Raw genomic sequence first — 14,509 nt, 5'->3', positions numbered from 1 at the left:
TAAAGATACAAATCACAAATATATGACTATCCATTCTGCTTGTATTACAGTTGTTATTGACTTTACTTATGTCATTACAGACTGCTTAACTTTTCAAACCAGTGAAAATTTCATATAATAGAACATGGACAGATGTTCTGATGGGTTAACCCTTTGGATAACGGGTCACATACCAGTATGCAGAAGGGGGACGAGGAAATGGCATTTATGATCGCACAACGAGCCTTTATCAAATTATATCTAATTTCTATGGTTGAAGAACATCATGGGTATGGATATGAAATGCTAGAAGAGATGAAAGCACGATTTGAGTCGTTTGGTTATTCTCCTCCACAGAGCGAAATTTATCGGGCTTTGCACGAATTGGTGCATGATGGTGTGCTCTACCGAACCAAGCAATTGAAAGGGAATGATCCCAAAGTAGATTTTCAAGAGATTGTTATCTATCACTTTACCGATGATGGACATGAGAAAGCGAATCTCTACAAAAAACAAGTTAAAGTGGATCTCGATCGTTGTATTGGTATGCTCACCAAAGCCGCCACAGACAATTATAAATAAAGTCCTAAAAGGATTGATCTGCAAGAAACGAAGCAACCTCCTTGCCGGAAAGTTAAAATCATTTAATTTAAAACGAAGGGAAGGAATACAATCATGACTGAACGTAAATTAAAGTGGGGCATTATGAGCACCGCCGGGATTGCTGTAAGCGCCGTCATCCCTTCTATTCATGAGTCATTACGTAATGAGACACTGGCTATCGCAAGTCGCTCTCTAGAACTGGCACAAGTGGTTGCAGAACAATGTAATATTCCAAGAGCTTATGGTAGTTATGAAGAGTTATTAGCAGATCCTGATATTGATGCAGTCTATATCCCATTGCCCAACCATTTGCACAAAGAATGGACGATCAAGTCTGCCGAAGCCGGCAAGCATGTATTATGCGAAAAGCCTGCGGCACTGGATGCACAGGAAGCGGCTGAAATGGTAGATGTCTGTCGCAAGTCAGGCGTGCTATTTGCTGAAGGATTTATGTATCGTTATCATCCCAAGCATGCACGTGTGCGGGATATTATTGAATCAGGTGAAATAGGAACGATTCGTTCGATGCATGGACGATTTACATCTAACAATGCTGAAGATATTGATAATGTGCGATATCGTCGTGAAATGGGTGGCGGTTCGTTATACGATCTGGGTGTCTATCCCGTATCTGCTGCGCGTATGTACTTTGGATCAGAACCTGTCGCAGTGACGGTTCAAGGTTTCTTTTCTGCCAAGCATGATCATGTTGATATGATGGCTTCCGGTCTGATTGAATTTCCCGGATCAGCGGCGTTAACATTTGAATGTGGAATGTGGGCGTACCCTAGCTGTGCTCTAGAAATTGTAGGTACCAAAGGACGCATTAAATTACCGTATGCTTTTGGACGCAATGATAGCGAAGGCGAGCCTCAAGTGATGATCTATACCGATGAAGGTAAACGCGAAGAAAATGTACAGGTAGCGAATCATTTCGCTCTTCAAGTCGATGCGTTCGCGGCAGCTGTCATCGATGGAACACCATTGCCTTACAGCCCTGAAGATGCTATTCGCAATACAAAAGTAATCGCGGCATGCCTAGAATCTGCTAAACGCGGAGAAAAAATCCGTTTGGTTTAGCGTTTGGCAGTATAAACGCGACTTCTCTAATAGAAAGTAATTTTCGCCAAGCAAACTATCTTACATCTTACAATAAGAAAAGGGGAATTTGTTCATGTCTAATCTTACCAGCGCTTCTGAACAATCGTATCAAGGAGAACCTGCTATTGTATTGACGTATGCTAAGCAAGAAGCGATTGTATTACCAGCGATTGGAGCCAATCTTATTGCTTATCGTGATCATGAAAAAGGATACCGCTTTCTGCGTGAACCCAAAGAAAATGAGATGGATGCTTTTCGTGCCAATCCAGGGGTAAATGGGATTCCCGTTCTTTTCCCACCGAATCGCTATGAAGATGGAACATTTACATGGAATGGCAAAACATATACTTTCCCGATCAATGAAGTAGAAACACATAATCATTTGCATGGATTTTTGCATACCATTCCTTGGAATGTGGATGTGTACGAAGCTAATGAACAATCCAGTTCTGTATTGCTGAGTGTAAGTGTAGATGAACACCATGAAGTATATAAATATTTCCCACATCAATTTACAGTGAAGTTGAAATATACATTGTCTGTCGATGGATTGTTGCAACAAATACAAATCCGTAATGACGGTGCAGAAGATATGCCAGTGATGCTTGCTTTCCATACTGCGTTAAATGCTCCTTTTACGACAGATAGTTCGTCAGAAGATATGTCATTTAAAGCGACTATTGGTAAGCGTTATCAGATGACAGAGCGTATGTTACCAACTGGCGAATTCCAACCATTGTCAGCTTGGGAAGAACAGTTCCAAGCAGATGGAGCGAATCCTTCTGGGGAAGAAGCAGACAATCACTATACAGCTGTACCTCAGCGCGGACGTAACTTTACCGAAATTACAGATACACGTCTGGGTGTAACATTAGTCTATGACGTAGGAACAGCATATAAGCACTGGATGATCTGGAACAATATTGCGTGTGGTGAATTTATCTGCCCTGAGCCACAGACTAATCTGGTGAATGCACCTAATGTAGATCTACCTGATGATGAAAAAGGATTATATCGTCTACAACAAGGCGAAATCTGGGAAGAAAGTTCTCGTTTGTATACCATTCAGAAGTAACAGATATAGAAGTGTTGTGGGAAGTCAACTTGAGCAGAATATTAAAAACGCTATCGCTAGAGGGATAGCGTTTTTTTATGCTTTTTTACAGCGTTTTATAAATTTACATTGCGTTGATATTAGTGAGGTTTAGAATTCACAAATGATCGGTATATTGAATATGGTTGTTGATACATATATTTTCTAATTGATAAAAAAGGGGATTTGTACAAAATGAAACAAACGATGAAAAAAATGATTACGATTGCGGCGCTTGCTGGAATCACATTGACAGGTGGAGTATCGCAGACTGCACTTGCTCAGGATGATGGCATGACCGCTTTGAATCAACCGGCTAAAGTAAAAAATGTTATTTTCTTAATTGGTGACGGTATGGGGCCTTCTTATATGACTGCTTACCGTTACTTCAAAGATAACCCTGCAACAAAAACAGTTGAAAAAACAGCTTTTGATGCTTATCTTGTAGGGGCGCAGACTACATATCCTGAAGACGATGCAGAAAATATTACCGATTCGGCTTCAGCTGCAACAGCAATGTCCGGCGGAGTCAAAACATACAATGCTGCAATCGCAGTAGATAACGACAAATCCAATGTCAAAACGGTGTTGGAACAAGCGAAAGAAAACGGTAAATCTACCGGGCTTGTAGCAACTTCGGAGATCACGCATGCGACTCCAGCGGCTTTTGGTGCTCATGATCCGAGTCGTAAAAATATGGCTGGAATTGCTGATGATTATTTTGATGAAATGATCAATGGTAAGCATAAAGTTGATGTACTGCTAGGTGGAGGAAAAGACTATTTTGTACGTAAAGACCGTAATCTAACGGAAGAGTTCAAAAAAGCAGGCTATTCTTATGTAACAGATCGCAATGGCTTGTTGAACAATAATACTACTCAATTGCTAGGATTGTTCGCTCCAGGTGGATTAGACAAAGCGATTGATCGCACGAACAAAACACCTTCATTAGAAGAAATGACCAATGCAGCGATCAAACGTCTGGATCAAAATGATAAAGGATTCTTCTTGATGGTAGAAGGCAGTCAGATCGACTGGGCAGGTCATGATAATGATGTTGTTGGCGCAATGAGCGAAATGGGCGATTTCGAAAAAGCGTACAAAGCAGCAATCGACTTTGCTAAAAAAGATGGTGAAACATTAGTCGTAGCAACAGCAGATCACTCTACAGGCGGAATGACATTAGGTGCTGGTGGCGAATATAATTTCAAAGTAGAATCGTTAAAAGCAGCTAAACGTACACCTGACTTTATGGCGAATGAAATCGCGAAAGGTGCCAATGTAAAAAGCACACTAAGAAAATATATCTCTATCCCGTTAACTGCAACAGAGATTCAATCTGTACAAAAAGCAGCTGTGAAAAAAGATGTCACTACTATTGATAATGCGATCGAGAAGATTTTTGATACGCGTTCCTTTACAGGGTGGACAACAGGCGGACATACAGGTGAAGATGTTCCTGTATATGCTTTTGGCCCACAAAAAGAAAGATTTGCTGGCTTAATCGATAATACAGATAACGCTAAAATTATCTTTTCTTTATTAAAACAATAATCATTGTACATGAATAAATGAATGAACAAGCTCTCTTCTTACCTTGCAGACGTAATAGTCGAAGGTAGGGACAGGGCTTTTTTTTTGCTTTTGATAGATCACATTGAAGTAATTTAGGCATCTAAATGAAGTAAATGAAACGAAAAAATCTAAATCGTAATTATTTTGTTTAAATAGGTTGACAAGAGGAATAGCATAGGAGTAAAGTTATTCAGGTGGTATTCGTAAAAATTACGATAAGAACGGAAACAATGAAAGGAGCGCTATATTTTGTTATTAGCTTCGATGCAAGACGTTATCTTTGGATATGATCGTGAACCGGTAGTTAATCGATTATCGATGGAAATATATAGTAATGAATTTTTGGCGTTAAGCGGCCCCAATGGTGCTGCCAAAACCACGTCACTCAAATTATTGTTAGGCATATTAAAACCTTGGAGTGGACAAGTACAGATTAAGCGCAATGAAAAAGGATCCAAACCTGTAATCGGTTATGTGCCTCAGCAGGTATCTTCATTTAATAGTGGATTTCCAAGTACAGTCTATGAACTGGTTCGTTCCGGTTGTCATATGAATCTTGGATTATTTCGACGCTTTGGCCCTCAGCAAGCTCAATTGGTTCAATCATCACTAGAAGCGGTAGGCATGTGGGAATTGCGTGATCGTAAAATAGGAGAATTATCTGGCGGACAAAAGCAACGTGTCTGTATCGCTCGTGCACTTGCTCAAGAACCCGATGTTTTGATTCTGGATGAACCGACAACAGGGATGGATCTGGAAAGTCGTAAAGGGTTTTATGAATTGATGCGTCATCATGTGCAAAAACATGGACGTACTGTAGTGATGGTAACACACGGACTGGAAGAAGCAGAGCCGTATTTGGATCGTATTATTCGTTTGGAGAGAGAGGAGGGTGGAGGATGGGCATGTTTGACTACGAGTTCATGCAGCGCGCGTTTTGGGCCGGAGGAATGATTGCTGTTATCGCTCCACTGCTCGGCGTTTATCTTGTTTTGCGCAGACAGGTATTAATGGCTGATACGCTTTCTCACGTATCTTTGGCAGGCGTAGCGATAGGTGCTGTACTTGGTTTTAACCCATCAATTGGTGGATTTATTATCGCTTTATTAGGCTCATTGATTATCGAACGATTAAGACGTAATTTTCGTGGATATGGAGAAGTATCTGTGGCTGTGATTATGACAGGTGGTCTAGCACTGGCATTGGTATTAATGAGTATGAGCTCATCGTTAACCCGTAGCTTTAGTTCTTATCTCTTTGGTTCGATTGTAGCCGTCAGCACCACGCAATTATGGATTATAGGCACTGTTTTTGCACTTGTTATTATTTACTGGGTGAGTATGAGACGTCCATTATATAACCTAACATTTGATGAAGAAACTGCACAGATCGGTGGTACTCATGTACGCTGGTTATCACAGACATTTGCTGTGTTAACAGGAATGACCGTAGCAGCAGCGATGCCGATTGTAGGCGTGTTGTTAGTATCTGCTTTGATGGCTTTACCGGCTGCTCTAGCGCTTCGATTTGCCAAAGGATTTACGTCTGCACTTATTATTGCTGTAGCGATTGGTCTGATCGGCATGTTCGGAGGATTAACGACTTCGTATTATGTGAATACCCCTCCAGGTGCTACAGTAGCGCTATTACTGCTTACGTTCTTATTAGTAGGCATGGGGATTCAACGTATCTATTATCGCTTAAATCGTAACAACAGTGATGGATATACACCTGATATTGATAGTCGCCGATTCTGGCAACGACAAAATCGTAGCGAGCAAAATAGCAAAGTGAAAACACAAGTGTTGAATAAACGATAAATCCTATCAACACATATCATATATAAATAAAGAGGAATCAGGAGAGGTGAGTGATTACACATGAATATGAAAAAAAAGAGTTGGATCAAACTTCCTTTAATCGCTTTGTTAAGTATGAGTACGTTGCTGGCAGCTTGTGGTAATAATTCCGATTCAGCATCATCAACATCAGGTACGAGTAGTTCTACCGCAAGTGGAGATAAGTTACATATCGTGACTAGCTTTTATCCAATGCAAGAATTCACTTCCAAAGTTGCCGGTGATCTAGCCGATGTACAGGTGTTAGTTCCTGCAGGTACAGAACCTCATGATTGGGAACCTACTGCTCAAGATATCGCTAAAATGACCGATGCTGATATGCTCGTATATAACGGTGGTGGCGTAGAGTCATGGATCGATCAAGTGAAAGATACATTAGGAGATAGTGGTCCCAAATTAGTCGATGCAAGTAACGGGATTCAACTGATGGCAAGTACAGAAGAAGAACATGAAGGCGAAGAAGCAGGTCATGAAGAAGAACACGCTACTGAAGAAGGTCATGATCATGGAGAATTTGATCCGCATGTGTGGTTGTCTCCTATCCAGGCACAGACTGAAGTACGTAATATCGAAACTGCTTTGACTGCGCTTGATCCTAACCATACAGCCGATTATAAAAAGAATGCAGATGCGTATATTGCAGAACTGCAAAAGTTAGATGCTGAATACAAAGCAGGTCTATCTAACGTAAAACGCAAAGACTTTATTACGCAACATGCTGCTTTTGCTTATTTGGCTCATGATTACGGTCTGACTCAAGTACCGATTGCAGGTCTATCCCCTGAACAAGAACCATCTGCTGAAGCAATGGCCAAAATCGTAGATTTTGCTAAACAAAATAATGTAAAAACGATTTTCTTTGAAACATTGGTTTCTTCTAATGTAGCCAAAACAATTGCAGATGAAGTCGGTGCCAAAACGGCTGTGCTGAATCCATTAGAAGGCTTAACAACTGAAGAAACGTCTGCTGGTGAAAATTACATCTCAGTGATGCGTACTAACTTAGCAGCGCTTGAAAAAGCTTTAAATGAATAATAACGTATGAATATGTTAATGCTTGCGTTGCGTTTATCATTATACATCTAATCTTAAAGACAGTTTCTCTATCGCATATAGAGGCTGTCTTTTTTGTTATACAGAGAGAGGTATAAGACGTTATCAAAAATATCGATCATATGGTGAAAGAAAATTTTATGAACAATTTTACATATTTTATTAGTTGCAAAGATTGACTTCATTCGTAACGGGGTATAAAATAGTAAGTATAAGAACTACAGAGTTTCGTGAGTACTAGAAAGTTTTTAGACGTTTCAAATAGAGAGAAAATGTGTGAAAGTATAGTGCAGAAGAGGTTATGAATTATGGTAGAAGAACGTAAACGTTTGATTCTTGTAGCAGGAGGGCAGTTGTTTGCAGAAAAAGGTTATTTCTCAACAACTGTGCAGGATATAGCAGAACAGTGTAATATGTCCAAAGCCTCGATCTATAAGTTATTTGAATCGAAAGAAGACATTTTGTTGCAGATTGTGAAGCAGATGCATGAAGAGATTTTATTAGCAGCGAATCGATTACATTTTGAAGATCATGTATCACCCAAAGAACAATTTACACAGAAACTCGTAGTACAATTTCAAGAATTTGTGTTAAAGCATGAGTTTTTCTTAGTGTTGAATCAGACTATGCCACTAGAGTTAAGTACACAAATTCGCACAGCAATGTTGCAGTTCAAGCGCACCATGTTGAACTGGCAAAAAGAAGCGATCCTTCAGGCTTTTGGGAACAAAGTAGAGCCGATTGTGTGGGATTTAGCCTTGTGTATGCAAGGAATTGTGAAAGAATTTATGTTTTTATTACGTTGGAACAACAACACTGTTTTTGAGCTGTCTGCTTTATCTGAATTTGTTGTTGAAAGTCTGGAAGCTATGATCCAAAAACATAGTCACAGTGTGCCTTTAGTTACCGAGCAAATGGCGCAACAATTCGATTTGTCTGTTCCAGATGTTAGACAGAAATATTTTGGCGAAAGTGAATGGCGTAAAGTGATGCGAGAACTGAATCTAGCGATTCATCAGCGTTCGCCTGAATCCAATCGTCCTGATTTGATTGCCGCCACCGAACGATTAAACACAGAACGCAAAAAGGTTATACCACAAACATTTATGATGGAAGCATTAATCGCATATTTACAGAAGAGAGAAGAGCTTCAACAGGAAGTAGCTCAACTACAACATGTATATCGTGCAACATGGGAGGAAAAGAAAGATGGAGAATATCTCAACACAGAATAAGCCGAAATTAAACGTTACGCTTATTGTCGCTATTATGCTAGCAGGTGCTTTTGTAGCCATACTGAATCAGACGCTACTGGTCACTGCATTACCGCATATTATGGCTGATCTGAATATTGATGCAACAGCAGCCCAATGGTTAACAACGATTTTTATGTTAGTCAACGGAATTATGATTCCAATTACAGCGTATTTGATTGATAAATTTTCAACACGGGCGCTTTTTATTACGTCTGTAGGATTATTTGCATTAGGAACATTCATTGCAGCGATCTCACCTAACTTTGGAACATTGTTAGTAGGTCGTGTCGTACAGGCAGCAGGAGCAGGTATTATTATGCCGCTGATGCAAACTGTATTTTTAGTTATTTTTCCAAAAGAAAAACGTGGTGCCGCAATGGGTATGATCGGTCTAGTCATTTCATTTGCACCGGCTATCGGACCTACATTGTCGGGTTGGATCGTAGATTCTTACTCATGGCGTACACTGTTCTACATTATTTTACCTATCGCAGTGATCGACCTTGTGATTGCTGTATTTGCTCTCAAAAATGTAAGTGAACTTCGTAATCCTAAGCTAGATATGACTTCAGTAACGTTATCGACACTTGGATTCGGTGGTCTACTGTACGGATTCAGTAGTGCTTCCAAAGGCTGGAGTGATCCAACTGTTATTATTAGTATTTTAATAGGTGCAATCAGTTTGTATTTATTTGTAACTCGTCAATTCAAGTTAAAAGAACCATTGTTAGAATTCCGCGTATTTAAAGATCGTGTATTTACCGTTTCGATGATTATTACAGTAATCGTATTTACCGCGATGATCGGTGCCTCAACATTGATGCCTTTATATATTCAAAATGCGCGTCATATGACGGCGTTACATTCAGGATTGATTGTGTTACCTGGTGCGATCTTAATGGGAATTATGTCGCCGATTACAGGACGTATTTTTGATAAATACGGTGCAAAAGTAATCAGTACAATCGGTCTGGTGTTAATGGCGGGTGGAACGATTCCATTTGCGTTCTTAACGTCTACGACCTCGATTACTTATATTACGATTATGTTTACATTGCGCATGTTCGGGATGTCGATGGTATTGATGCCTGTGACAACAGCAGGTCTGAACCAATTGCCTACACATCTGTTATCTCACGCATCAGCGATGAATAATACATTACGTCAAGTTGGTGGCTCAATCGGAACAGCAGTATTGATTACAATTTTGACAAATGCTAGTTCTTCATCTGCTCTATTAGGAAATTCTACTGAAAATGCTTTGATTCATGGTACCAATATGGCATTCTTAGTGGCTTCGGGCTTATCGGTGTTAGCATTAATTTTAATTTTCTTCTTAAAAGAACCACCACATAAACGTACAGCTTCACAAGAAGAAAAAGCATCATCGTCTCAAATGAGCAACAAACGCAAAGCTGTTTCTCAATCATAAAATAGCTTGTAATACAGATAGACAAAATACCTATTGTTCACATTCATTGTAGGGTGACAATAGGTATTTTAATATACTTAATTATTTTTAGTATATTACTTGCATAAAATTGAATTGGTTACTATAATATATATAGTCACATTAAATAATATGAACGATAAAGAGAATAGGAGAGATATCCTTTGAATACAAAATACAAATCTTTATTTGAACCTTTCCAACTGAATGACGGTATCGAATTAAAAAATCGTATTGTCCTTGCTCCTATGACACATTTTTCTTCTAATACAGATGCTACTGTATCTGATGCAGAACTTGAATATTATGCACGCCGTACAGCAGGTGTAGGCTTGGCTGTAACAGCGGTTGCTTACGTAACCAAAGGCGGTATCGGTTTCCAAAATCAATTCGGCGCAACAGGTGCTGAATTTACAGAAGGTCTACGCAAATTAGCGACAACGTTGAAATCTAACGGTGCCAAAGCTGTTTTGCAAATTTTCCATGCTGGTCGTCTAAGTCCTCCTGATCTAGTGAATGGCGATGTAGCGGCTCCAAGTGCTATTCCAACAGATCGTACAAATGATGGTACAGAAGCTCCAGCTCCTCGTGAATTGTCAGCTCAAGAAATCGATGATATCATCGTTGATTTTGGTAAAGCGACTGCAAATGCAATCGAAGCTGGATTTGATGGTGTAGAGATTCATGGTGCTAACGGATACTTGGTGCAACAATTCTTTTCTCCACATGCGAACCGTCGTGAAGACAAATGGGGCGGAAGCTTAGAAAAACGTCTTACTTTCCCATTAGCTGTTGTAGACGAAGTACAACGCGCAGTCAAAGAACATGCTAAAGGACCTTTTATCGTAGGTTACCGTTTCTCTCCAGAAGAACCAGAAACGCCTGGTATCACAATGGCGGATACATTGACATTGATCGATGCGCTAGCTGAGAAAAACTTGAGCTATTTGCATGTATCTCTTATGGAATATGCTTCTACTCCGCGTCGTGGTGTCGATGACAAACGCTCCCGTCTTGAAATTATTCAAGAACGTGTAGGCGCTAAAGTTCCTGTGATCGGTGTAGGTGCTGTTAATACACCTGACGATGCGTTAAACGTATTGAATACGGGTGTACCATTGGTAGCACTTGGACGCGAATTGATCGTAGATCCAGACTGGGTAGAAAAAGTAGAATCCGGTCGTGAGTCAGAAATCGATTATTCGTTAACCAAGCATGATCAAGATCGTCTGGTCGTTCCAGATCCATTATGGAACTCTATCATGTCTATGACTGGTTGGTTCCCGGTGAAAGATGCAGAAGAATCAAGCACATTAACGAAATAAGCATGCAATATACAGACTGTTCTTTTTCTGCTACGGTAGAAGAAGGGCAGTCTTTTTTATGATGTAAAATGAACCTATATTATGAATAGATAGCTGTTATTGGCTTGAATAGAAGCCATATAGAATTGTAAAGAAAGAAGGAAAATAGCAATGATCTATGATTACCATATTCATACAAATCATTCGTTTGATTCACGCGCTGTGATGAGTGACGTATGCGCAGAAGCAGTAGAGCGTGGACTGCAAGAGATTTGTTTTACAGAACATTATGCGGTCAATCCTGTATTGCCTACGTACGGGCATTTAGACTTTACACAGTATTTGGCAGAGATCGAAAGGTGTAAACAGCAATATGAAGGAAAATTAATCATCAAAGCAGGCATTGAATTGTGTGAACCTCATTATATGCAGACGCAATACGAAGAAGCACTGGCGCATCAACCGCTCGATTTTATTCTCGGATCTGTACATAATATGAACGAACGCAAGCTAAGACTTTTCCTTGCTCAAGAAGGTATCGATCATTATAAATTGTATTTTAGAGAAGTATTACAGATGGTACAGCATGCAGACATTGATATAATTGCTCATCTAGATTTGTTAAAAAGGTACGCAGTAGGTACTATCGGAAATTATAAGCTGAGTGATTATCACGATGTTATCGAAGCGATATTGCAGACCGCGATCACACGTCATATCGGTATCGAAATCAATACGTCTGGCTGGCGTGGTGGAGCAGGAGAGCCTTTTCCTTCCAAAGAAGTATTACAGTTATATCGTAAAATGGGTGGAGAATTACTAACGATCGGTTCTGATTCACATTTTGTAGAACATACAGGAGCAGAGATTAGTGATGCTATACAACTGGCAAAAGAATGTGGATTCAAGGCTATATATACGTATAACCAAAGACAACCACAAGCTGTTGCACTAGATGAATACTATCGTGATAAGAAATAAGATGCAAAAGCAACAGGGTAGATAAGATCATCTTAGCAGGTGTCTATCAAGCCATTCACTGATAGTTCAATACATGTCAGTAGATATATAAAATAAGAAAAAAGTTCAAGATAGAAAAAAAGCTCAAGATAGAGACTGACTTTTCTCTATCTTGAGCTTATACGTATTCTCTGTAACCTATCTTATCTATTACCATAGTCAAATGACTGATCAAGTACGCAATGTGTTGTCAGATATAATGTTAATTGCTGTACGTATTGCCTTGCTCATCTACATAGACAGACTTCACTAATGTACGACGATAAGGATAACCTGCTTCTGTATAGCCATCAATATCGGTTGTCACTACATAAATAGACGGTGTATTGGTAACAGGCGTAGTCACCGATTCTGAAGTAGCCATCGAGCGATTGTTACGCTCTGTAGGAGGAGCAAGCTTACTACCGTCTGGATGGTAATAGTTCACTGTATAGTTCAGGTGAGTGCGTTGTTGATCCAGACCTTCTGTATTTACATTCATACGTAGTTGGTTGTTAGAAAGATTTGTTTTCAATTCGGCTTGCTCTGCACCTGGTGTATAGACGGCTGTCATTAGATAAGCGCCTTTCGTTGCACTGGTTGCTTGTACTTTCCATTCTCCTGCTTCAGGTTGTGGTAAAGTAACTAGCTGGTGATAAGCACCATGGAAAAATTCATCGTCTGGAGTAGATTGTAATTTGACTTTTTGTACTTTGCCACTTGGGGAGATCAGTTCTAAATGTGTTAATGGTTGATCGCTGATCCAATCAAGCGAGATTTGATTTACATTATTTTCGACAGTTAAGATTTCATTGGCTGTGCCGGAATGTTGACCTCCGCGAATATAATATTGTCCATGACCTTCTTCCGAAGTAGTACTGTTAGTATTGGTCGAAGGAGAAGATTGAGCCATATAATTAACAGATGCAGGGGTGTCTTGTATATCTGAGTCTACGTTATACGTGTCTTTGGTTACCGCAGAAGGAGCATGTAGACTAGCAACAGCAGCAGGCACCGTACCTAGATAAGATTTAAATAGATCAAAAGTAAAAGAGCCTGTACGAACAGTCTTATGATTCCATGCGCCGGACTGAATCAATGTAGCACCTGGCAATAGAGCGCTCTCTGTAGTCACAACACCATCATTACTACCGAACAATGATAAGTACGACCCACCGAATGTATACGAAGCTTTACCAGAGCCAGACCATTTATTACCACTCATTGTGTAAAAAGGAACTTTATTAACATCAGGATCTTTTGCCATTTCAGAGCGGAAATAATCCATATAGGATGTCTGAAGGGAACTAGTTCCCGGACTTTGCGATCCTACAAGATCTGCTAACCATCCTGCCCAGCTGCTATACGCTAGATCGGCTAATTGTGAGCCATGATGAGGTGTACTGAGTGTAATGACGCGAGAAACATAAGGGTAAGCATTATAACGCACTAATGCAGATTGGGTATCTACTCCACCTTTACTGTGAGCCACGATAACTAATTTTTTGCCAAAATATTTGCTGATTTCTTGAATTTTGGTCGCAAGTAATTCTCCGTCTTTCCACATGTCTTCCGGTGTGCCTGTAATATCATACATATTGATAAAAGCAGTCTCATATCCATTTTTGTATGCGTACTCATACATATCATTATCTTCATACCAGACATTCGCTTTACTGGTCAGACCATGTACAAATAAAATAGCAGGTTTGTTGGGAGAAACATTGGCAGGAGTCTGTCCTGTTGCCCATGCACCCGGCGAAGGTGCTACTACAGGATTAATGGGAGCCATCCATGCTTGTTGTGGTAAAGCAGTTAATCCAAGAATCATTGTAAAAGATACCCCTAAAAGCGTGCGCTTGATGTTCATTATATTCCTCCTGTAATGTGGTCTGGATAATAAGTATTATCCTCAGGAAGATTTTAATTTTGAAATATTAGAAGCGATACTTATTTATGTATAAAATGGTTTTACAAATCTAGTCTTTTTATTGGAAAATTAATACATAATCGATCATCTGATTATACAGATATGCTTACTATTAATAAAAATTTAAAATTTTTATAGCTGAAATGAAAAGATGAGAGGTATATTTTTAGAAATCTGGTTATAATAGAATTCGTGAACATGCCATATTCACTTTGGACGATAGCAAAGAGGTCATCTGTTGTTAGCGATCTCTACTATAACAGTACTATTAGCAATAGAACTGTTGCTATACACGTCCATATCGTTC

The 14,509-nt window shown here is 39.6% G+C and carries 12 protein-coding genes; 11 read left to right on the top strand and 1 reads right to left on the bottom strand.

What is annotated here, in order from left to right:
• Positions 1-198: 198 nt before the first annotated feature.
• The 11 genes from QCD85_RS21110 (at position 199) to QCD85_RS21060 (ending at position 12,254) form a co-directional block, all read left to right on the top strand.
• Positions 199-561: a helix-turn-helix transcriptional regulator gene (locus QCD85_RS21110; RefSeq protein ID WP_069325894.1), complete on the top strand. Its 363-nt coding sequence runs from the start codon at positions 199-201 to the stop codon at positions 559-561.
• A gap of 93 nt (positions 562-654) precedes the next feature.
• A complete protein-coding gene (locus tag QCD85_RS21105) occupies positions 655-1,662 on the top strand; it encodes a Gfo/Idh/MocA family protein (protein ID WP_204824443.1) in 1,008 nt (335 codons plus the stop codon).
• Between the two features lie 94 nt (positions 1,663-1,756).
• Positions 1,757-2,758: an aldose 1-epimerase gene (locus QCD85_RS21100; RefSeq protein WP_301263804.1), complete on the top strand. Its 1,002-nt coding sequence runs from the start codon at positions 1,757-1,759 to the stop codon at positions 2,756-2,758.
• Positions 2,759-2,971: 213 nt separating this feature from the next.
• Positions 2,972-4,330 carry an alkaline phosphatase gene (locus QCD85_RS21095; protein WP_301263803.1) on the top strand — a complete coding sequence of 453 codons (1,359 nt, stop codon included), beginning with the start codon at positions 2,972-2,974 and terminating at the stop codon, positions 4,328-4,330.
• 270 nt (positions 4,331-4,600) lie between these two features.
• Positions 4,601-5,305, top strand: a complete 705-nt coding sequence (locus QCD85_RS21090) for a metal ABC transporter ATP-binding protein (protein WP_273615895.1) — start codon at positions 4,601-4,603, stop codon at positions 5,303-5,305.
• Positions 5,251-6,171: a metal ABC transporter permease gene (locus tag QCD85_RS21085; RefSeq protein WP_273615896.1), complete on the top strand. Its 921-nt coding sequence runs from the start codon at positions 5,251-5,253 to the stop codon at positions 6,169-6,171. The genes QCD85_RS21090 and QCD85_RS21085 overlap by 55 nt, the downstream gene beginning before the upstream one ends.
• 60 nt (positions 6,172-6,231) lie before the next feature.
• A complete protein-coding gene (locus QCD85_RS21080; protein WP_301263802.1) occupies positions 6,232-7,245 on the top strand; it encodes a metal ABC transporter substrate-binding protein in 1,014 nt (337 codons plus the stop codon).
• Positions 7,246-7,571: 326 nt separating this feature from the next.
• Complete coding sequence (locus tag QCD85_RS21075; RefSeq protein ID WP_274170237.1) at positions 7,572-8,498, top strand: TetR/AcrR family transcriptional regulator; 927 nt, start codon at positions 7,572-7,574, stop codon at positions 8,496-8,498.
• The gene (locus tag QCD85_RS21070; protein WP_301263801.1) at positions 8,473-9,951 is read left to right on the top strand and encodes an MDR family MFS transporter; all 1,479 of its coding nucleotides are present in this window, start codon (positions 8,473-8,475) and stop codon (positions 9,949-9,951) included. The genes QCD85_RS21075 and QCD85_RS21070 overlap by 26 nt, the downstream gene beginning before the upstream one ends.
• A 182-nt stretch (positions 9,952-10,133) precedes the next feature.
• Positions 10,134-11,294, top strand: coding sequence for an NADH-dependent flavin oxidoreductase (locus tag QCD85_RS21065; RefSeq protein WP_273615900.1), 1,161 nt, complete (start codon positions 10,134-10,136; stop codon positions 11,292-11,294).
• A 150-nt stretch (positions 11,295-11,444) separates the two neighbouring features.
• Positions 11,445-12,254 carry a histidinol-phosphatase HisJ family protein gene (locus QCD85_RS21060; protein ID WP_301263800.1) on the top strand — a complete coding sequence of 270 codons (810 nt, stop codon included), beginning with the start codon at positions 11,445-11,447 and terminating at the stop codon, positions 12,252-12,254.
• A 241-nt stretch (positions 12,255-12,495) separates the two neighbouring features.
• On the opposite strand, the gene QCD85_RS21055 is transcribed toward QCD85_RS21060, so the two are convergent.
• A complete protein-coding gene (locus tag QCD85_RS21055; protein WP_301263799.1) occupies positions 12,496-14,142 on the bottom strand; it encodes an esterase/lipase family protein in 1,647 nt (548 codons plus the stop codon).
• Positions 14,143-14,509: the final 367 nt, after the last annotated feature.

The organism is Paenibacillus sp. PsM32, from assembly GCF_030433815.1.
GTDB classification, from domain to species: Bacteria; Bacillota; Bacilli; order Paenibacillales; family Paenibacillaceae; genus Saccharibacillus; species Saccharibacillus kyungheensis.
The sequence above is the reverse complement of the archived record's forward strand: the minus strand, read 5'-3'. Positions and strand labels throughout refer to the sequence as shown.